15 protein-coding genes are annotated in these 19,023 nt (G+C 69.2%); 8 read left to right on the forward strand and 7 right to left on the reverse strand.

The window, feature by feature from the left end:
• Positions 1–345: 345 nt before the first annotated feature.
• From BEN78_10470 to BEN78_10480, 3 genes are all read left to right on the forward strand, one after another.
• On the forward strand, positions 346–2,076 hold the full coding sequence (locus BEN78_10470) for a peptidase S8 (protein ASR43729.1): 1,731 nt from the start codon (positions 346–348) through the stop codon (positions 2,074–2,076).
• 133 nt (positions 2,077–2,209) lie between these two features.
• Complete coding sequence (locus BEN78_10475; GenBank protein ID ASR43730.1) at positions 2,210–4,531, forward strand: hypothetical protein; 2,322 nt, start codon at positions 2,210–2,212, stop codon at positions 4,529–4,531.
• 200 nt (positions 4,532–4,731) lie between these two features.
• Positions 4,732–5,136 carry a hypothetical protein gene (locus BEN78_10480; protein ASR43731.1) on the forward strand — a complete coding sequence of 135 codons (405 nt, stop codon included), beginning with the start codon at positions 4,732–4,734 and terminating at the stop codon, positions 5,134–5,136.
• A gap of 16 nt (positions 5,137–5,152) precedes the next feature.
• Here BEN78_10480 and BEN78_10485 read toward each other — a convergent pair whose 3' ends face one another.
• The 3 genes from BEN78_10485 to BEN78_10495 form a co-directional block, all read right to left on the reverse strand.
• Positions 5,153–5,641: an asparaginase gene (locus BEN78_10485; protein ASR43732.1), complete on the reverse strand. Its 489-nt coding sequence runs from the start codon at positions 5,639–5,641 to the stop codon at positions 5,153–5,155.
• A 109-nt stretch (positions 5,642–5,750) separates the two neighbouring features.
• On the reverse strand, positions 5,751–6,098 hold the full coding sequence (locus tag BEN78_10490; GenBank protein ASR43733.1) for a hypothetical protein: 348 nt from the start codon (positions 6,096–6,098) through the stop codon (positions 5,751–5,753).
• Entirely contained in the window at positions 6,095–6,688 is a 594-nt protein-coding gene (locus BEN78_10495) for an NAD(P)H:quinone oxidoreductase, type IV (protein ASR43734.1), read from the reverse strand. The genes BEN78_10490 and BEN78_10495 overlap by 4 nt, the downstream gene beginning before the upstream one ends.
• Positions 6,689–6,802: 114 nt before the next feature.
• Here BEN78_10495 and BEN78_10500 point away from each other — a divergent pair, with 114 nt between their 5' ends.
• Both BEN78_10500 and BEN78_10505 read left to right on the forward strand, forming a co-directional pair.
• A complete protein-coding gene (locus BEN78_10500; GenBank protein ID ASR43735.1) occupies positions 6,803–8,077 on the forward strand; it encodes a hypothetical protein in 1,275 nt (424 codons plus the stop codon).
• Complete coding sequence (locus tag BEN78_10505) at positions 8,074–8,628, forward strand: thioredoxin (GenBank protein ID ASR43736.1); 555 nt, start codon at positions 8,074–8,076, stop codon at positions 8,626–8,628. The genes BEN78_10500 and BEN78_10505 overlap by 4 nt, the downstream gene beginning before the upstream one ends.
• A gap of 39 nt (positions 8,629–8,667) precedes the next feature.
• On the opposite strand, the gene BEN78_10510 is transcribed toward BEN78_10505, so the two are convergent.
• Positions 8,668–10,083, reverse strand: coding sequence for a serine hydrolase (locus BEN78_10510; protein ASR43737.1), 1,416 nt, complete (start codon positions 10,081–10,083; stop codon positions 8,668–8,670).
• Between the two features lie 85 nt (positions 10,084–10,168).
• Here BEN78_10510 and BEN78_10515 point away from each other — a divergent pair, with 85 nt between their 5' ends.
• Both BEN78_10515 and BEN78_10520 read left to right on the forward strand, forming a co-directional pair.
• Positions 10,169–10,771, forward strand: a complete 603-nt coding sequence (locus tag BEN78_10515) for a hypothetical protein (protein ID ASR43738.1) — start codon at positions 10,169–10,171, stop codon at positions 10,769–10,771.
• Positions 10,772–10,856: 85 nt separating this feature from the next.
• On the forward strand, positions 10,857–12,767 hold the full coding sequence (locus BEN78_10520; protein ID ASR43739.1) for a peptidase M48 Ste24p: 1,911 nt from the start codon (positions 10,857–10,859) through the stop codon (positions 12,765–12,767).
• A gap of 70 nt (positions 12,768–12,837) precedes the next feature.
• Here BEN78_10520 and BEN78_10525 read toward each other — a convergent pair whose 3' ends face one another.
• The gene (locus tag BEN78_10525; protein ID ASR43740.1) at positions 12,838–14,430 is read right to left on the reverse strand and encodes a GMC family oxidoreductase; all 1,593 of its coding nucleotides are present in this window, start codon (positions 14,428–14,430) and stop codon (positions 12,838–12,840) included.
• Between the two features lie 116 nt (positions 14,431–14,546).
• Between BEN78_10525 and BEN78_10530 the strand changes: the two genes are divergently transcribed.
• On the forward strand, positions 14,547–15,893 hold the full coding sequence (locus BEN78_10530) for a hypothetical protein (GenBank protein ID ASR43741.1): 1,347 nt from the start codon (positions 14,547–14,549) through the stop codon (positions 15,891–15,893).
• A 31-nt stretch (positions 15,894–15,924) separates the two neighbouring features.
• Here BEN78_10530 and BEN78_10535 read toward each other — a convergent pair whose 3' ends face one another.
• Positions 15,925–16,338 carry a hypothetical protein gene (locus BEN78_10535; protein ID ASR43742.1) on the reverse strand — a complete coding sequence of 138 codons (414 nt, stop codon included), beginning with the start codon at positions 16,336–16,338 and terminating at the stop codon, positions 15,925–15,927.
• Positions 16,339–16,410: 72 nt separating this feature from the next.
• Positions 16,411–18,894: an acyl-CoA dehydrogenase gene (gene fadE / locus BEN78_10540; GenBank protein ID ASR45079.1), complete on the reverse strand. Its 2,484-nt coding sequence runs from the start codon at positions 18,892–18,894 to the stop codon at positions 16,411–16,413.
• Between the last annotated feature and the right edge of the window lie 129 nt (positions 18,895–19,023).

Genomic DNA, 19,023 nt, shown 5'->3' on the forward strand with positions numbered 1-19,023 from the left:
GGCGCTGCTGGCATGCCGGGCATCCGCTTCAATGCGTTCTGCCGTGATCGCGTGCTGTTTTTTGCGCGTGACTTGCCCGCGCCCACGTCCCCGTTGTGCGGCATATGCAGCGCCGCTCACATGGCTGAACGCAGAGCATCATGCGAAAGTGTGATGCTCGCCGCATTTATTATCTAAAAATTAACGGGAACGGCCATTGCACGCGAACATGACTGTCGCGTAGCGTCAGTTTGCGGTCAGTTTCGTCATGCCGCATACGTTGCGGGTCGGCCATCGCCCATCGCGATGTGTCCGACTCCGGCCCCGCGCCGCAGCGTCGGCGCGCCCACCGTTTCGGGGTTTCCCATGTCGAAGATGTCCATTCCCTCCCGTCGCCTTCAGCGCCGCGCCCTTGTGGCGGCAACGCTGCTGGCGCTCGCAGCGCCGCTGGCCGCGGCGCAGGCGGTCGAGCGGCTCGATCTCGCCGGGCTGCAATCGGCCGAGCAGCACGATCGCTTCATCGTCAAATATCGGGACGGCAGCGCCGCGCAGGCGCAGCCGGCCTCGATCAATGCGGCGCTGGGGACCGTGGCCGGTCGCCTGGCCGTCGGCGGCGGCAAGCAGCTGCGGCTCGAGCACCTGCGACGCACCGCGGTCGGCGCCGATGTCGTGCGCACCAGCCGCAAGCTGGATCGGGCCGATGCCGAATCGGTGATGCGCCAACTCGCCGCCGATCCCGATGTCGAGTACGTCGAGGTCGACAAGCGCAACCACGTGCTGTGGACGCCCAACGATCCGCGCTTCAGCCAGCAGTACGGGTTCGGCACCGGAGCCGGAGGCATCCGCGCGACCACCGCCTGGGACGTGACCCGCGGTGCTGGCACCGTCGTCGCGGTGCTCGATACCGGCATCACCTCGCACAGCGACCTGAATGCCAACATCCTGCCCGGCTACGACTTCATCAGTGATCCGACGATCGCAGGCGATGGCAATGGCCGCGATGCTGATCCCAGCGATCCGGGCGATTTCGACGGCATCTATGCCTCGAGCTGGCATGGCACGCACGTCGCGGGCACGGTCGCGGCGGTCACCAACAACGGCGTCGGCGTGGCCGGCACCGCGCCGCTGGCCAAGGTGGTGCCCGTCCGCGTCCTTGGCCGGGGCGGCGGTTACGACTCCGACATCGCCGACGCGGTGATCTGGGCCTCGGGCGGTACGGTCTCCGGGGTGCCCGCCAACCAGAATCCGGCCGAGGTCATCAACCTGAGCCTGGGCGGACGCGGCACCTGCGGCAACACGATGCAAAGTGCGATCAATGGTGCGATCGGCCGCGGTACCACGCTTGTGATCGCCGCTGGCAACAGCAACGCCAACGTCTCGGGCTTCTCGCCGGCCAACTGCGCCGATGTCATCGCGGTCGCTTCCAATACCAGCACCGGTGCGCGGTCGAGCTTCTCCAACTACGGCACCGGCATCACGCTCTCGGCGCCCGGCTCGGGCATCGTCTCCACGCTCAACAGCGGCCAGACCACGCCGGGCAGCGAGAGCTACGCCTCCTACGACGGCACCTCGATGGCCGCACCGCATGTCGCCGGTGTGGTCGCGCTGGTGCAGTCGGTGTCCAATCCGGCCAAGACGCCGGCCCAGATCAAGGCCCTGCTGATCAGCACGGCGCGCGCGTTCCCATCGACCCCGTCCCAGCCGATCGGCGCGGGCATCGTCGATGCGAAGGCCGCGGTGGATGCCGCGTCGGGCGGCGGTACCGGCCCGGGACCCGATCCGGGCGACGGCAGTCTGGTCGTGGGCACGCCGATCACCGGGCTGTCGGGCGGCACCGGCAGCAGCCAGTTCTGGACGGTCAACGTGCCGTCGGGGGCGACCAACCTCGTCATCGCACTGTCTGGGGGCAGCGGCGATGCCGACCTGTACGTCCGGCGCGGCGCGCAGCCGACGACCTCGACCTGGGACTGCCGTCCCTACCGGTCGGGCAACAACGAAAGCTGCGCGTTCGCCGCGCCGCAAGCCGGGACGTACCACGTCCTGGTGCGCGGTTATTCATCGTTCTCGGGGGTCACGTTGCGCGCCGATCACAACTAGCGCGGCGGGGATGCAGGGCTCGGGGATAGAGGGCAGGCGGCACGCCGTGATCGTCGCGCGTGTCGCCGGCGGAGCACACCGGTCTTCGGCGTGCTCCGTTTTTTCGGTGCAATCCAACCAGGGGTAGAAAGGGATGAAGACTCTGATCGCAAGCCTCACCGCCGGCGCGTTATCGCTCGGCATCGCGACGGCGGCGCCGCGCGACGCGCGACCCGCGGCGTTCGCCAATCGGTTGCCGGCCGAACACACTGTCGAGCTCAAGCGCATGCCGGGTGTGGACGTCGCCCGGCTGCGCGCCGAGGACGCCCGGCAATCGCGCACCCAGGGCCTGCGCCCGGTGCGGTTCGCCGCGCCGCTGGCCGTGGACCTGACGCCGGCCGATGCCGGCGACTGGGACGAGATCGCCGGCGGCAACCTCGTCTGGCGGCTGCGTGTGGAATCGAAGGATGCGCTGTCGCTGAACTTCGGTTTCTCCGAGTACCACATGCCCGAGGGCGGGCGCCTGCTGATCTATCCGGCGGGGCTGGACCGCAACGCCGACCCCGAGGCGATCCGCGCCTTCGACGCCGCCGACAACAAGCCGCACGGCGCGCTGTGGACGCCGATCGTGCCGGGCGACAGTGCGGTGCTGGAAGTCGTGGTGCCGAAGGCCAAGCTGCCCGAACTCAAGCTGCGGCTGACCAGCGTCAACCACGACTACGTCGGCTTCGGTCGGCTCGCGCGCGAAGGCGCGCTGGCACAGACCAAGGGCGTGTCGGGCAGTTGCAACGTCGATGTGGTCTGCCCCGACGGCGACGACTTCCGTGAGGAGATCCCTTCCGTCGGCGCGTACTCGCGCTTCGGTACGTTCTACTGCAGCGGCTCGTTGCTCAACAACACCGCCGGCGATCGCAAGATGTACTTCCTGACCGCGCACCATTGCAGCATGGGCACCGCGGACGCGGCGGCCAGCATCGTCGTGTACTGGAACTACGAGAATTCGACCTGCCGCACGCCGGGCAGCTCCGCCAGTGGGGCCAACGGCGATGGCAGCCTGGCGCAGAACCAGACTGGCGCGGTCGTGCGCGCGACCCATGCCGGCTCTGACTTCACCCTGCTCGAGCTCGACACCCCGGCCGACCCGGCGTTCGCACTGAGCTGGTCGGGCTGGGACCGCCGCGATCTCGCACCGAGCGGCGCCACCGGCATCCACCATCCGCGGGTGGCCGAGAAGCGCATCACCCATTCCGACAATCCGTTGCGCGTCGAGGGCTACCTGGGCGCCAGTGGCAACAGCCATCTGTGGGTGCAGTGGAACCCGCGTGGCACCACCGAAGGCGGATCCTCGGGCTCGCCGCTCTACAGCCCCGAGGGCCGTGTGATCGGCCAGTTGCATGGCGGCTACGCCTCCTGCACGACGACCGGCGCCGACCACGTCGACTGGTACGGCCGGCTGTTCACCTCCTGGACCGGCGGCGGCACCGCAGCGACCTCGCTGGCGAGTTGGCTCGATGCGGGCGGCACCGGTGCGCAGTTCGTCGATACCCTGACCGCCGACGGCGGCGTGGAACCGGGTGCGCCGACCGCAGACTTCACCTATGCGATCGATCCCGACACGCTGACCGTGACCTTCACCGACGCCTCCACTGCAGGCGAGGACGCGATCGACAGCCGGTCGTGGACGTTCGGCGATGGCGCCAGTTCGACCCAGGCCAGCCCGGTGCACACCTATGCCGAAGCCGGGACCTATACGGTCACGCTGACGGTGACCGACACCGAGGGCCGCAGCCACAGCCATAGCGAGTCCCTGGAGGTTGGGGACACCGGTCCGGACGCAATCGCGATCGAGAACGGCGTGGCCGTTCCGGGCCTGAGTGGCGCGGCGGGCAGCGAGCAGCTTTACAGCCTGGTCGTGCCCGAAGGCGTCAGCGGCCCGCTGCTGATCACGACCTCGGGCGGCACCGGCAACGTCTCGCTGTACGTCAGCCGCGACGCCGAGCCTGGCCCGGACGCGGCCGATTTCCGCTCCCAGCGGCCCGGCAACAACGAGTCGATCCGGATCGTCGACCCGGAAGCCGGCACCTACTACATCAAGCTGGTGGGCACCGCGGCCTTCGCCAACGTCAGGCTCCAGGCGCGCCATGCCGAGCCCAGCGACGGCGGCGGCCAGGGATCGCTGCGCAACGGCGTGCCGGTGACCGGCATCTCAGGCGAAGCGGGCAGCGCGCAGTATTGGACGGTGCAGGTGCCAGCCGGCACCATGAGCCTGGATGTGACGATGAGCGGCGGCACCGGCGACGGCGACCTGTACGTGCGCTACGGCGAGCAGCCCACGACCAGTGCCTACGACTGCCGACCCTATCGCTTCGGCAACGAGGAAAGCTGCTCATTCGTCAATCCGCAGCCCGGCACATGGCATGTGATGGTGCACGCCTACTCGGCGATTTCGGGCGTCACCTTGACGGCCGAATACTGATCGTGAATGCCTGATCGGCGGCGGTTGCAGGCAGGGATGCCTGTAGCCGCCGTGGATCGAGCGTGCGATGCGGCGCCGGCGGCTGTCTGGCGGGACAGTGCAGCATGTCGCGCAATCGTCTTGCGGCCTTCATCCCGGCATCGCCAGCATGAAGGCATGCTCGACCACGCCGCAGTCCGCGGTTTCGACAGGGCAGGGTCATGCGTCCGATTTCGATGGGCTACGCCATTCTGGCCGTGGCGGTGCTGTGCGCACCGGTCGCGGCGCTGATGGCCTCGCGTGGCCCCGACGCGCCCGCGCCGCACAATGAGCCCGCCATGCAGCAGCGTTTCATCGTCAAGTATCGGGCCGGCACCGAGCCGGCGCGCGACCCGCACGCCGTGCAGACGCACCTGGACCAGGTGGCCGAGGCCCTGCCGCAGACTGGCAAGGCGGCTTCGGCGCCGAAGCTGTCGTGGCTGCGCCGACTGGCCGTCGGGGCGGATGTGTTCTCGGTCGACCCCGCGCTCGACGCGGCCGGCACACGCCGCCTGCTCGAGGCGTTGCAAGCCGATGCCGATGTCGACTACGCCGAACCCGACGGCGTCATGACCATCCAGCGCTGAAGGGCGGGGCGCTTCCTCAGGCCACCGGCTCGAAGCGGTTGGCCTCGACATTCTTGCGGACCTTGAGCGGGTCCCAGATCCGGCCGTTCATCGCCACGTAGACCCCCGGTGGCTTGGACTGGACGGCCCCCACTGCGGTGCCGATATTGAATTCGGCGTCCGAGCCGCGGAAGCGCGCCGGGCTCAGTGCCCCGGTCAGCACGATGGTCTTGTCGGTGATCGAGGCCAGCACCTTCGCGGTCTCGACCATCGAGTCGGTGCCATGGGTCAGTAGCACGTGGCGTGCAGGCTGCGCGGCGATCGTCGCGCGGATCAGCTCGCGGTCGTCGTCGGTGATGTGCAGCGAATCCTTGCGGATGATCGGAATGACCCGGAACCGGAACGCGACGCCCAACTCCTCGAGCATGCGTCCGATCTGCGGTTCGCCGACCTGGTAGTCCGATTTGTCGTCGAAGTAGATCTTGTCGATCGTGCCACCGGTGGTGACGATCAGCAGCTCGTCCATTGCCATGACATCTGTGTGGAGTGGGGGGAATGATAGCGGGGCCGATCGTGACTGCGCGATCAGCGATCCAATGCTCGGCACGCGGTGCCCGGCCTTGCGCCGTCGCCGCTCATGCGTCGCTGCGCTTGCGCGAGAAGCGCGCGCGCATGCCCGGCAGGCTGGCCGAGAACACGACGATCAGCGACAGCGCGATGCCGGCCCAGGCAAAGTGCCCCTGCTCGGGCTGCGACCAGGCGTACATCACCCCGTGCGAGAACCAGAACAGCGCTGCAATGCCCGACCACAACGGCGCGCTGGGCGCGCCGCGCAGCACGCCGGCGAGCAGCAGCAGCGGCGGCAGCACGAATACCAGCAAGGCCGCGCCGAAATGCGCATCGCCCCAGTGCCAGGCCAGGTACAGCAGCGCGATCGCGGCGAGCGCGCCGGCGAGCACGGGGCGCGAACCTCCGGCCCTCATGCCGCGAGCTTGCCGGCCAGCATCGCGATCCGCCGGCCCAGCGCGCGGGCGAGCACGGCCTCGTCGTCGCTCGGCTGTGGGTCGTCCTGCTGACCGGCGACGTGGCTGGCGCCGTACGGCGTGCCGCCGCCGCGCGTGCTGGTCAGCGCGGGCTCGGTGTAGGGAATGCCGGCGATCACGCAGCCGTGATGCAGCAGCGGCACGAGCATCGTCAGCAGCGTCGCCTCCTGGCCGCCATGCTGGGTCGCGGTCGAGGTGAATACCCCGGCCGGCTTGCCGACCAGCGTGCCGCTCGCCCATTCGGCGCCCAGGCCGTCGAGGAAGTGCTTGAGCGGGGCGGCCATGTTGCCGAACCGGGTCGGGCTGCCAAGCAGCAGGCCGGCGCACTCGGCCAGGTCGGCGCGTTCGACGTAAGGTGCGCCGTCCTCGGGCACCGGCGGCGCGGCGGCCTGGGTGATGGCGGCGACCGGTGGCACGGTGCGCAGCCGGGCCTGCATGCCGTCGACTTCGCCGATGCCCCGCGCGATCTGGCGGGCGAGGCGGGCAACCGAGCCGTTGCGGCTGTAGTAAAGAACGAGGATTTCGGGCATCGATACGATCTGCGGTGCAGGACGTTCAGTGTGACAGGCCCAGGCGGCGGTGTCCGGCCGCGGGCACCGGGACCCTCCGCGCTGCCCGCGTCATCGCTTTGCTACGCTGCGCCGATGGAACCGCTCGACACCCTGAGCCGCTGGAGCGAGCGCATCACCGACCGCGCACGGGCGCTGTCGTTCGCGCGTTTTTTGTGGCGGCGCTTTCTCGACGACCGCTTGTTCGAGGCGGCCGGTGCGCTGGCCTTCACGACTGTGTTTGCGCTGGTACCGCTGTCGATGGTGGTGTTCGGCGTGCTGACCGCGTTCCCCGCATTCGGCCAGTGGCGCGACCAGCTCAGCGATTACATCTTCTCCAACTTCGTGCCCAGCAGCGCGCGCGCGGTGGAAGCGGTGCTGCTGCAACTGTCGGCCAATACCGGGCAACTGACGACGATCGGCGTGGTGGCGCTGGTGATCTCGGTGTTGGTCACGCTGCTCAGCATCGAGGGCACCTTCAATCGGATCTGGCGGGTGAAGTCGGCGCGGCCGACGGTCGGCCGCTTCCTGGTGTACTGGACCGTGCTCACGCTTGGCGCGCTGATCGCGACCGCGAGCCTGGCGGTGTCGGCGCGGTTCTTCGCGCTGGAGATCTTCAGTACCGAGTCGGGGCGCTGGTTGCGCGGCGCGATGCTGTGGGCGGCGCCGATGCTGATCGAACTGACGGCATTCGCGACGATCTTCCGGGTCGTCCCGCACCGCACCGTGCAGTGGCGGCATGCGTTCGCAGGCGCCGCGCTGTCGGTGCTGCTGTCGGAACTGGTGAAGTGGGGCATCGGCCTGTATCTGGGCAGCTTCAGTGCCTACGAAAAGATCTACGGTCAGATCGCGTTCCTGCCGATCTTCCTGCTGTGGGTGTATCTGGGCTGGGTCGCGATCCTGCTCGGCGCCTCGTTCGCGTCGTCGATCTCGGCCTTCCGCTATCAACCGGCGCACCTGCGCCTGCCGCGCGGCTACGAACTCTATGGCCTGCTGCGCATGCTCGGCCGCTTCGCCGAGGCGCGCCCGTCCGGGCGCGGCCTGCACAGCGACGAGATCCAGGCGCTGGAGCCGATGCTGACCGACGCCCTGGTCCAGCAGATGCTCGCCCAACTGGAGGAGATCCAGCTGCTGCGTCGCGCCGAGACCGGCGAATGGCTGCTGGCCCGCGACCTCGACGGCCTGAGCCTGGCCGAGCTCTACGAAGCCTGCCATCTGCGCATCCCGATCGAGGAAGCGCTCCTGCCGTGCCGCGACGACCCTCTGGGCGTCGCCGCGTCGGCCGCCCTCGACGACCTGCGCATTCCCTTGCGCGACCTGCTCAAGCGCCGGGTTGCCAGCGTCTACGCCCCACCGGAGACTTCCGCATGATCCGCCGCCTCGTTCCCTGCCTCGCCCTCGCCGCTGCCCTCGTCGCCTGCCAGCGCGGCGATGAGGCTGCCGCCCCGGTCGACGATCGCGCCGCGGCCACGCCTGCTGGCGATACCGCGCCGGCATCGTCGCGCGAGCAGCCGGCGCTACGGGTCGAGACGATCGACGGCGGTACGTTCGATCTGGCCGAGCACCGCGGGCAATGGGTCGTCGTCAATTTCTGGGCCACCTGGTGCGCGCCGTGCCTGAAGGAGATGCCCGAGCTGTCGGCACTCGACGCGATGCGCGAGCATGTGCAGGTCGTGGGACTGGCCTACGAGGACACCACCGCCGAGGATCTGCGCACGTTCCTTGAGGCACGCCCGGTGGTCTATCCGATCGCGATCGTCGACACCTTCGAGCCGCCGGCCGATTTCGAGACGCCCAAGGGCCTGCCGATGACCTATCTCATCGGGCCCGACGGTCGGGTGGTCGAGAAGATCCTCGGGCCGGTCACTGCTGCGAGACTCGAGGAACTGATCGCGCAGGCGGGCGGGCCCGCAGTCGGCTGAGCTGCGCGACGCGCCCCGGCACGTGCCGGGGCGTCGGGATCATTCGGGCGTGGCGGCGGCGCGGTGCGTGGTGCTGCCGCCGCTGGGTGCATGCGTCGGTGCGGGACTGCGCTGGGCGTGCAGCAGCTCGATGTTCGGGTCGACGTCGAGCCAGCGCTGCGGCGGCAGGCCGATGGCGCGGTCGAGGATCGTCGGCATCAGGCCGGACGGCAGGCTGCTCTCGCTGTTCCACAGCACGACGATGCCCAGGTCGCGCTCGGGCATCATCGCCATCAGGCCGCGGTAGCCCTGCACGGCGCCGCCGTGGAAGACCACGCGCTCGCCCGAGTAATCGAACACGCGCCAGCCCAGCCCGTAGCCGGCCGCCTCGAGCCGGTCGCGACGCCAGGACGAGTTGCGCATCTCGGGTGGGGTGCCGACGATCGGGGCCTGCAGCGTCGCCAGCAGCGGTGCAGGCAACACGTCGGGGCGGTGCCCGGTCTGGCCGAGCATCCACTGGGCCATGTCGGCGATGCTGGCGTTGACGCCCGCAGCCGGGGCGAGCCGGTAGTAGGTCGGCTTGGGCATCAGCGAGGTCCAGCCGCCGCCCGCGCGCACGTGCGGCTTGGCCCAGCGCGGACTGGCCTGGATGCCCTCCAGGCCATAGCTGGCGTCGTTCATGCCCAGCGGCTTGAAGATCCGCCGCGACACCGCCTCGCTGAAGAACTGGCCGGAAGTCGCGAACACGACGTCGCCGATCAGGCTGAAAGCGACGTTCTGGTAGGCGTAGCAGTTACCGGGCTGGCAGGTCATCGGCGCGGCCGAGAGCCGCTGCACCAGATCGTGATAGTCGGCGTTGCGCTCGATGTCGCGGTCGTAGGTGTTGCGGCCCAGGCCGACGCGATGGCTCAGGACGTCGGCGACGGTGAGCTGCTGCGCGGCCGAGGGATCGGAGAAGCGCAGCGACGGCATGTAGTCGACCACGTGGCTGTCCCAGCGCAGTGCGCCTTCGGATACCAGCAGGCCGGTGATGGTGCCGGCGAAGGACTTCGACAGCGAGGCGAGCCGGAACACGGTGTGCGCATCGACCGGCTCGGCCGACTTAACGTCGGTGATGCCATAGCCGCGCGCGCTCAGCACCTGGCCGTTGTGGACGATCGCCATCGCCAGGCCGGGCACGCGCTGATTGGCGACCAGGTCCTGCGCCATCGCCTCGAACAGCGCAACATCGAAGCCACCGGCCAGGGGCTTGGGCTGGCGCACCGGCATCAACGGCTTGGGCTTGACTGCGTCCTCGCGGCTGCGGGCCAACGGGCGTTCGTTCAATGGCACCACCGAGGCGACCTCGGCAATGTCGTCGGCGGCTTCGCTCTCCGCAGGCGGGCTCTGCGCCGCCGAGCCGAGCGCGGCGGGCAACAGCAGACCGATCAGGCCGATCCGGGCGAGCGGGCGACGAGCTGGATGTCGGCTTTTCATCGGGCCTTCCCCCTGCGTATGCTCCGGCGATAGCGGGGATGATATAGCGCGTCAAATCCGGTTTGCATGAACAAGGGGAAGTTTGATGGGTAGCCTGCTGATCCTGCTGGCTTTTATCGGTGTGCTCTTCGCACTGGTCTTGTGGGGTGTGGGGATCTACAACGGGCTGATCACCGCCCGCAACGCCTACCGCAACGCGTTCGCGCAGATCGACGTGCAACTCCAGCGGCGCTTCGACCTGATTCCCAACCTCGTGGAGACCGCCAAGGGGTATCTGCAGCACGAGAGGCAGACGCTCGAGGCGGTGATTTCCGCACGCAGCGCGGCCCAGGCCGGACTCGCAGCGGCCAAGGCAGCCCCCGGCGACCCGGCCGCGATGGGCAGACTCGCGCAGTCGCAGAGCGCGCTCGACGGCGCGTTGGGCCGGTTGCTGGCGGTGTCGGAAGCCTACCCCGATCTCAAGGCCAGCCAGACCATGCAGCAGCTGACCGAGGAACTGACCAGCACCGAGAACAAGGTCGCCTTCGCGCGCCAGGCCTACAACGATGCGGTCATGGCCTACAACAATCGGCGCGAGGTGTTCCCGTCGAGCCTGGTCGCCAACAATTTCCGCTTCCGGCCGGCGGCGCTGCTCGATATCCCCGCCGATCGCGCCGAGGTCCGCGACGCGCCCAAGGTGCGCTTCTGAGCCACGGGGAGCGGGGTTTGCGCATCGGGGACGGGACGAGGCGCGCCGCCTGTCTGCGGTCCCGTTGCCCTGATCCCGGGCTGCCATGAACTTCTTCGAACGCCAGGCCCAGGCCAGACGACAGTCGACACGGCTGGTGGTGCTGCTGTCGCTGGCCGTGCTCGGGATTGTCGCGCTCGTCGACGTTGCGGTGTGGTGGCTGGTCGGGCCGCACGTCGCGACGCTGGCCTGGGCGACGGCGCTGACGGCCGGCACGATCGTGATCGGTTCGCTGTACCGCATCGCGACATTGCGCGGCGGTGGCGACCGGGTCGCGCGCCAACTCGGCGGCACGCCGGTCGTTGAGGACACTCAGGACGTGCAACTGCGCCGGCTGCGCAACGTCGTCGAGGAGATGGCGATCGCATCGGGCATCCCAGTGCCGAAGATCTACGTGCTCGAGGGCGAGCCCGGCATCAATGCCTTCGCCGCCGGCTACGCGGCCTCCGACGCCGCAGTCGCGGTGACCCGCGGTGCGCTCGACCGGCTCAACCGCGACGAACTGCAGGGCGTGGTCGCGCACGAGTTCAGCCACATCCTCAACGGCGACATGCGCTTGAACGTGCGGCTGATGGGCGTGCTGTTCGGCGTGCTGATGATCGGCGTCGCCGGTCGCAAGGTACTGGTGCACGGCCGCCATGCGCGTTACAGCCTGGTCACTGCATGGATGGGGCTGGCGTTCGTGGCGATCGTCGTTGGCAGCGTCGGTACGTTCTTCGCACGCATGATCAAGGCGGGCATAAGCCGCAGCCGCGAGGAATTGGCCGATGCCTCGGCCGTGCAGTTCACGCGCCAGACCGCCGGCATCGCCGGCGCCTTGAAGAAGATCGCGGGCACGACAGGCGGCTCGCGCTTCGAGCGCCGCGACGCGGCCGAAGAAGCCAGCCACATGCTGTTCGGCGATGGGCTGGGCCTGCGCGGGTTGTTCGCCACGCACCCGCCGCTGCTGCAGCGCATCCAGGCGCTCGAACCGGGGTTCGATGCCGAGCAGCTGACGCGGCTGCAGCTGCAGTGGTGGCAGTCGCCGCCTGACGGACTGGGAGAGGACGCCGCGCTGGGCCTGCTGCCCGCGGCGCAGGCCTTGCCGCAGGCCGGCGGCTCGATGGCCCTGGACCCGCGCGGGGTGTCGGCGCAGGTCGCCCAGCCGCACCAGGACGATTACGCGCGGGCGCATGCGCTGGTGTCGGCGATCGGTGACGACCTGCGTGCGGTGGCCCTGCATCGGGACTCGGTGATGCCGCTGCTGCTAGGACTGTTGCTCGACGACGATGCGGGCGTGCGCGGTCTGCAGCACGAGGCGATCGCGAGCCGGCTCGGTCAGGCCGCCGCGATCGAGGCCGATCACCTGCGCCAGGCCCATCTGCGCACGCTCCACCCGATGTTGCGCCTGCCGTTGGCCGCACTCGCCTTCCCGGTGCTGCGACGCCAGGCGAGGCCAGCACTCGCCGCGTTCCTGGACACGATCCACGCGGTGGTGCACGCCGACGACCACGTCTCGCTGTTCGAGTACTGCCTGGGGCGGCTGCTGAACGCGCAGGTCCGCGAGGCGCTCGCGCCGGCGCGCCATGTCCGCTTCGGGCGTCGCAAGCCTGGCGACGTCAAGCAAGAGTTCGCGACCTTGCTCGCGGTGGTCGCGCAGGCCGGCCATCCCGATGATCCAGCGGCGGCCCGGCGCGCTTATCTCGCGGGCATGCTGCGGGTGTTACCGGGCGACCACTTGCCGTACGCGCCGCCGGTCGCCGGCGTGCAGGCACTCGATACGGTCTGGGCGCCGCTCGACGCGCTCGACCCGTTGGCCAAGCAGGTGATGGTCGAGGCCATCACCGCGGCCGCCAGCCACGATGGCCGCATCGGCGTCGCCGAATCCGAACTGCTGCGCACGATCTGCGGCGTGCTGCACTGTCCGCTGCCCGCCGCGCTCGAGCCGGCGCCGGATCGGCTGTTCGGTGCTGCCTGATCAATTCTGCCTGAGCAGATCTGCCGGACCAGGCCTGCTGGACCAGGCCTGCTGGATCAGGCCTGTTGGATCAGGCCTGCTGGATCAAGGCGGTGGCGCGTTCGGCGAGCATGACCACCGGCGCATTGAGGTCGCCGCCGGGCAGCGTCGGCATGACCGAGGCATCGACGACACGCAGGCCGGCGACCCCACGGACCCGCAGTTGCGGATCGACGACGGCCTGGGCGTCGGTGCCCATGCGGCAGGTGCCGGCCGCGCGATGGACCGACTCGGCCTGGTCGCGCACGAACGCGGCGAGGTCGGCGTCCGAGGCTGCGTCGCCCGGTGGCAGCGGCGCGTTGCGGATGCCATCGAAGGCGGCTTGCGCCAGGATCGTGCGCGCGATGCGCGCGCACTCGACCAGCATCCGCAGGTCGAAGCCTGCCGGATCGGTGAGGTAGCCGGGATCGATGAGCAGCCGGTCGGAGATCCGGTTGCCGGTCAGTCGCACGTCGCCGCGACTGCGCGGTCGCAGGACGCAGGCGCGCAGGCTGCAGCCCGCATCGAACGACCGCGGGTCGTGGCCATCGAGCCGTGCCGGTGCGAAGTGGAGCTGGATGTCGGCGCGGTCGTCGCCGGCGAGCGGTGAGCGGAAGAAGCCGCCCGCCTCGAACCCATTGCTGGTCCCCGCACCGCGCCGGCCGCGGACGAAGTAGTCCCAGGCGATCGCCGCCTCACGCATGCGGCGGCGCGGGGGACTGTCGCTCGGGAGCGCGATGCGGATGCCGAGCGCATCGCGCAGGTTGCGCCCGACCTCCGGCGCGTCGTGCACCACTGGCAGCCCATGCCGGCGCAGCGCCAGCGCCGGGCCGATGCCCGAGAGCATCAGCAGTTGCGGTGAGTTGACCGCGCCACCGCACAACAGCACCTCGCGCGTCGCAGGCTGATGGAACGCGCCGCGCGCGCTCGCGTAGACCACGCCGGTCGCACGGTCGTGCTCGAATGTCACCCGGTTGACCCGCGCGCCGGTCACGATCGTGAGGTTGGGTCGTGCCCGGGTCGCACGGTCCAGGTACGCGGTCGCCGCCGAGCAGCGTGCGCCGTCGCGCTGGGTCACCTGGTACAGGCCCACGCCGAGCGGGTGGGGGCCGTTGAAGTCGGCGTTGGCCGGCAGCCCGGCCTGCTGCGCTGCCTCGATGAATCGCCGCGTGTGCGGGTCAACATGGCGCAGCTCGGAGACCGTCAACGGCCCCTCGCCGCCATGCAACATGTCGCCGCCGCGCACATTGCCTTCCGCATGCCGGAACCACGGCAGCACATCGCGCCAGGCCCAGCCCTCGGCGCCGTGGGCGGCCCAGTCGTCGTAGTCGGCCGGGGCGCCGCGGGTGTAGCACATCGCGTCGATCGCGCTCGAGCCGCCCAGCACCTTCCCATGCGGCCACCGCAGGGTGCGCCCGGCGAGCTGCGGCTGCGGCGCGGTGGTGTCGTCCCAGGTCATGCCGCGGCCGGGGAGCTTGGCCGCCGCCGCGGGCATGTGCAGGAACGGGTGGGTGTCGTTTGGGCCGGCCTCGAGCAGCAACACTCTGACCTGCGGGTCGGCGCTGAGCCTGTGGGCGAGCACGCAGCCGGCGGAACCGGCGCCGACGATGATGTAGTCGTAGACGGGCGGAGGCGTTGGGGGCATCGGATGCGTGGGCAGGGCGGGGCGACAAGGATAGGCGGGCGCGGTGTCCAGCGCTGGCGGTGGCTCGGGGCATCGGCTAACGTGCGCGTCGACAGCCGCCTCCCGCACGTGTCCCGATGACCGACGTTGACGCCGATGCTCCCCACGGGCGCGGCCAGTTCCGGCGTGCGCTGCGCGAGTCGCCGCCGCTGTGGTGGGCGCTGCTGTACTTCTTCTGCCTGCTGTGCGGCTACTACGTGCTGCGCCCGGTGCGTGATGCGATGGGCGCCTCGACCGACGCGGTCGCCATCTTCCCGGGCTTCATGCTCGACTGGGCCGCCGCGCGCGGGATCGCACTGGGCGAGTTCACGCTCCAGGTGCTGTTCACCGGCACCTTCTTCGTGATGCTGGTGTTGCAGCCGCTCTATGGCGCGCTGGTCTCGCGCTTTCCCAGGCGGGTGTTCCTGCCGGTGGTCTACCTGATCTTCATCGCGTGTCTCATGGCGTTTCGGTGGGCCTTCGACAGCGCCTTGCCTGGGCGCGGCGCGTTGTTCTTCATCTGGATCGCGGTGTTCAACCTGTTTGCGGTCAGCGTGTTCTGGAGCTTCATGGCTGACGTGTTCGACGATGCGCACGCCAAGCGCTATTACGGCTATATCGGCGCGGGCGGCACGATTGGCGCGTTCCTTGGACCCTTGATCACGACGTTGCTGGTCGGGCGTCTCGGGGTGCAGACCCTGCCGTTGATCAGCGCAGGCTTCCTCGCCGTGTGCCTGCTGTGCATCCTCAAGCTGCGGGCCTGGGCACGCCGCAACGAGGCGCGCCGCGCCGCGCATGACGAGCGTGCGATCGGTGGCTCGGTCTGGGCCGGGCTGAAGTTGATCGTCCGCGATCCGCTACTGCGTGGGCTGGCGCTGCTGATGTTCTTCGGCGTCGGCGTGGGCACGCTGCTCTACAACGAACAGGCGGCGATCGTGCGCGCGTCGTACGCGACCGCCGAGGCGGCCACGCGCTATTACTCGACGATCGACTGGGCCGTGAACGGGCTGACGATCGTCGTCCAGTTGCTGCTCACCCGTTGGCTGCTGCGCCGCTACGGTGTGGCGCCGTTGCTGCTGCTGCCTGCCTGCGCGATCCTGGTCGGCTTCTCGCTCCTCGCGGCCTCGCCCTATCCGCTGCTGGTGGCGGTGGTCCAGGTGGCGACCCGGGCCAGCGAGTTCTCGCTGTCGAAGCCCGCGCGCGAGACGCTCTATACCCGGGTGGACCGCGAGTCGCGCTACAAGGCCAAGGCGGTCATCGACACCGCGGTCTATCGCGGCGGCGATGTCACTTTCGTGTGGGTGCACAAGGCCTTGGCCGCACTGGGTTCGCAGGTGGTGTTCCTGGCCGGCGTGGGCATCGCCGCAGGCATGCTCGCGGGGGCCTGGCGTGTCGTCCGCGCCGAGCGGCGGCTGCCCGATCGCGGGCAGGGCCCCATCGTTTAGACGCGCCGGTGTAAGGGGCGCTTGACCGGCCTCAGCCGGATGCGAGCCCACCCACCGCCAGTGTGGTGAACATCAGCGCGCCGAGCAGGAACAGTGCGCTCAGTACATGCACCAGTCGATTGTGCACGCGGAGCCAGACGAACTGCAGCGTCAGCCGCAGCCACCAGAACGCCGCCATGCCGACGAGCACGGCATGCCCCAGCGGCGTGCCGGCGAGGGCGTCCGGCATCGCCAGACACAGCCACGCGACGCCGGCGAATACCAGCACCAGTTGCGCATTGGCGATCTGCAAGATCGCGCGGTTGGCGACCGTCGTCGTCTGCAGCGTGCGCGGCCAGCCGAACAAGCGCCAGAACGCAAGGTGGAAGACTGCAAAGGCCAGGCTGTGCACGCCGCACGCGATCAGCAGGGCGGCGTCGACAGCGGACAGGCTGCTCGATGGCATACGCGACTCCAGATACGAAAACGGGCACGGCCTGCAGGAGGACCGTGCCCGTTCGGGACGCGGATCGCGGCCTCAGGCCGCTTCGCGGGACCCGTCTTCCCGACGTCGTGCGACCAGGTCGCGGTAGCCGGCCGAGCGCAGCTCCTCCGGGTCGAAATCGTCGACGGTGATCGTGTCGAGCGTCAGCGTGCGCAGTTCCTCGAGCAGCGTACGTTCCTCGGCGCTGATGTGGCCCTCGCGCACCGCCTCGTCCAACTGGGCGTCGTAGTCCAGCGCCTCGATGCCCTTGCTCTTGAGCGCTTTGAGGAACTTGCGCTCCACCGGCTCGGCCGCGACCGCCTTGGCGAGGTAGCTGGCGATGCGGCCACCGGGATTGTGCTCGGTCGGCTGCAGGAACACACCGTCGGCCAGTCGCTCGCGCGCATCGTTGAGGCTCATCAGCAACGCCGCCACACGGTGCCCCAGGCGGTCGCCGGGCGCCTCGGCACGGCGGCCGAGCGGGAAGATCAGTGCCCACATCAACCAGCCGACCGGACGGATCGGGAAATTGCGCAGCGCCGCCGACAGCGCGGTCTCGATCTTGTGCACGCTGTCGTGGAATGCCCAGGCCAGCAGTGGCTTGTCGGCTTCGGGCGCACCCTCGTCGTGATAACGCTTGAGGATCGCGCTGGTTATGTAGATGTGGCTGAGTACGTCGCCCAGCCGGCCCGACAGCGACTCCTTGAACTTCAGCTTGCCGCCGAGCATCAGCATCGACACGTCGGCCATCAGCGCAAGATTGGCCGAGTAGCGGTCGAGCTTGCGGAAGTAGCGTCGGGTGTAGGCATCGCCAGGCGCGGCACCAATGCGCGCACCGGTCAGGCCGAACCAGAACGAGCGCACCGCATTGGAGATCGCGAAACCGATGTGCCCGAACAGGCTGCGATCGAACGCTTCCAGGCCCGCCGCGGTATCGGGGTCCTGTGCAGCCTTCATCTCCTTCATGACCCACGGATGGCACAGGATCGCGCCCTGTCCGAAGATCAGCAGGCTGCGCGTCATGATGTTCGCGCCCTCGACGGTGATCGCGATCGGCGCGGCCTGCCAGTTGCGGCCGGCGAAGTTGCGCGGGCCCAGGATGATGCCCTTGCCGCCGATCACGTCCATGACATCGCTGATGACTTCGCGACTCATCGTCGTGCAGTGATACTTGGCGATCGCCGACGGTACCGACGGCACATCGCCACGGTCCACCGCGGCCGCCGTGGCCTGCGACAGCGCGCTGATCGCGTAGGCCTTGGCGCCGATGCGCGCCAGCGCTTCCTCGACGCCTTCGAAGCGCCCGACCGACAGCCCGAACTGCTTGCGGATGCGCGCATAGGCGCCGGTGATCACCGCACCGGCCTTCGCACCGCCGCTGGCCGTCGACGGCAACGTGATCGAGCGCCCGACCGCCAGGCACTCGTTGAGCATGTTCCAACCCTTGCCGGCCATCTCGGCGCCGCCGATCAACTGGCTCAACGGGATGAACACGTCCTTGCCGCGGATGGGGCCGTTCTGGAACGGCGAGTTGAGCGGGAAATGGCGGCGGCCGATCTCGACCCCGGGCGTATCGCGCGGCAGCAGCGCCAGCGTGATGCCGATGTCCTGGGTATCGCCGATCAGACCCTCGGGGTCGTACATGCGGAAGGCCAGGCCGATCAAGGTGGCGACCGGGGCCAGTGTGATGTAGCGCTTGTCGAAGGTCAGCCGCACACCGAGCACGTTGGCGCCGTTCCACTCACCCTTGCAGACGATGCCGTAGTCGGGGATCGAGGTCGCATCCGAGCCCGCGAACGGACCGGTCAGCCCGAAGCAGGGCACTTCCTGGCCGACCGCCAGGCGCGGCAGGTAGTAGTCCTTCTGCTCCTGGGTGCCGTAGTGATTGAGCAGTTCGCCAGGACCGAGCGAGTTCGGCACGCCGACCGTGGAGCTGACCACGCTTGAGACCGACGCCAGCTTCTGGATGACCTTGTGGTGTGCGAGCGCCGAGAAGCCCAGACCGCCGTAGGCCTTGGGGATGATCATCCCGAAGAAGCGGTTCTCCTTGATGTAGGCCCACAGTTCAGGCGGCAGGTCGGCATGGACATGGGTCAGCTCCCAGTCGTCGACCATCGCGCACAGCGTCTCGACCGGTCCATCGAGGAAGGCCTGCTCCTCGGCGGTCAGCTGCGGCTTGGGGTAGTTCAGCAGGATGTTCCAGTCCGGATCGCCGGTGAACAGCTCGCCCTCGAAACCGACCGAGCCGGTTTCCAGCGCGATGCGCTCGGTCTTCGACAGCGGCGGCAGCACCTTGCGGAAGAACGTCAGCAGCGGCGTGGTGATCAGCGCCTTGCGCACCGGTGCGATCAGCAGCGGCACCGCGATCAGCGCGACGATGGCGGCCGCGACGACGGTAGCGGTGGCATTGGCGCCGAGCAGCCAGCAGGCCAGCAACAACGTGATGGTGATCGCGGCCCAGTAGGCGAGCCGCAGCCGGTGGTAGGCGGCGAACGCGCCGGCTAGGAGGAAGGCGAGGAAGGGGATCGCAACGCTCATCATGGACTCCGACAATCGGCGTGGCAGGCAGGAAGGCGACGGAGGACGTCGCGCGATGGGCCGATCTTGACCGTACGGTCGAGTATGGTAACGCGAACGACCGAAGTCAATGCTGCGCCGCGGCGCGTC

The sequence above is a fragment of the Xanthomonas citri pv. mangiferaeindicae genome (assembly GCA_002240395.1).
GTDB classification, from domain to species: Bacteria; Pseudomonadota; Gammaproteobacteria; order Xanthomonadales; family Xanthomonadaceae; genus Luteimonas; species Luteimonas citri_A.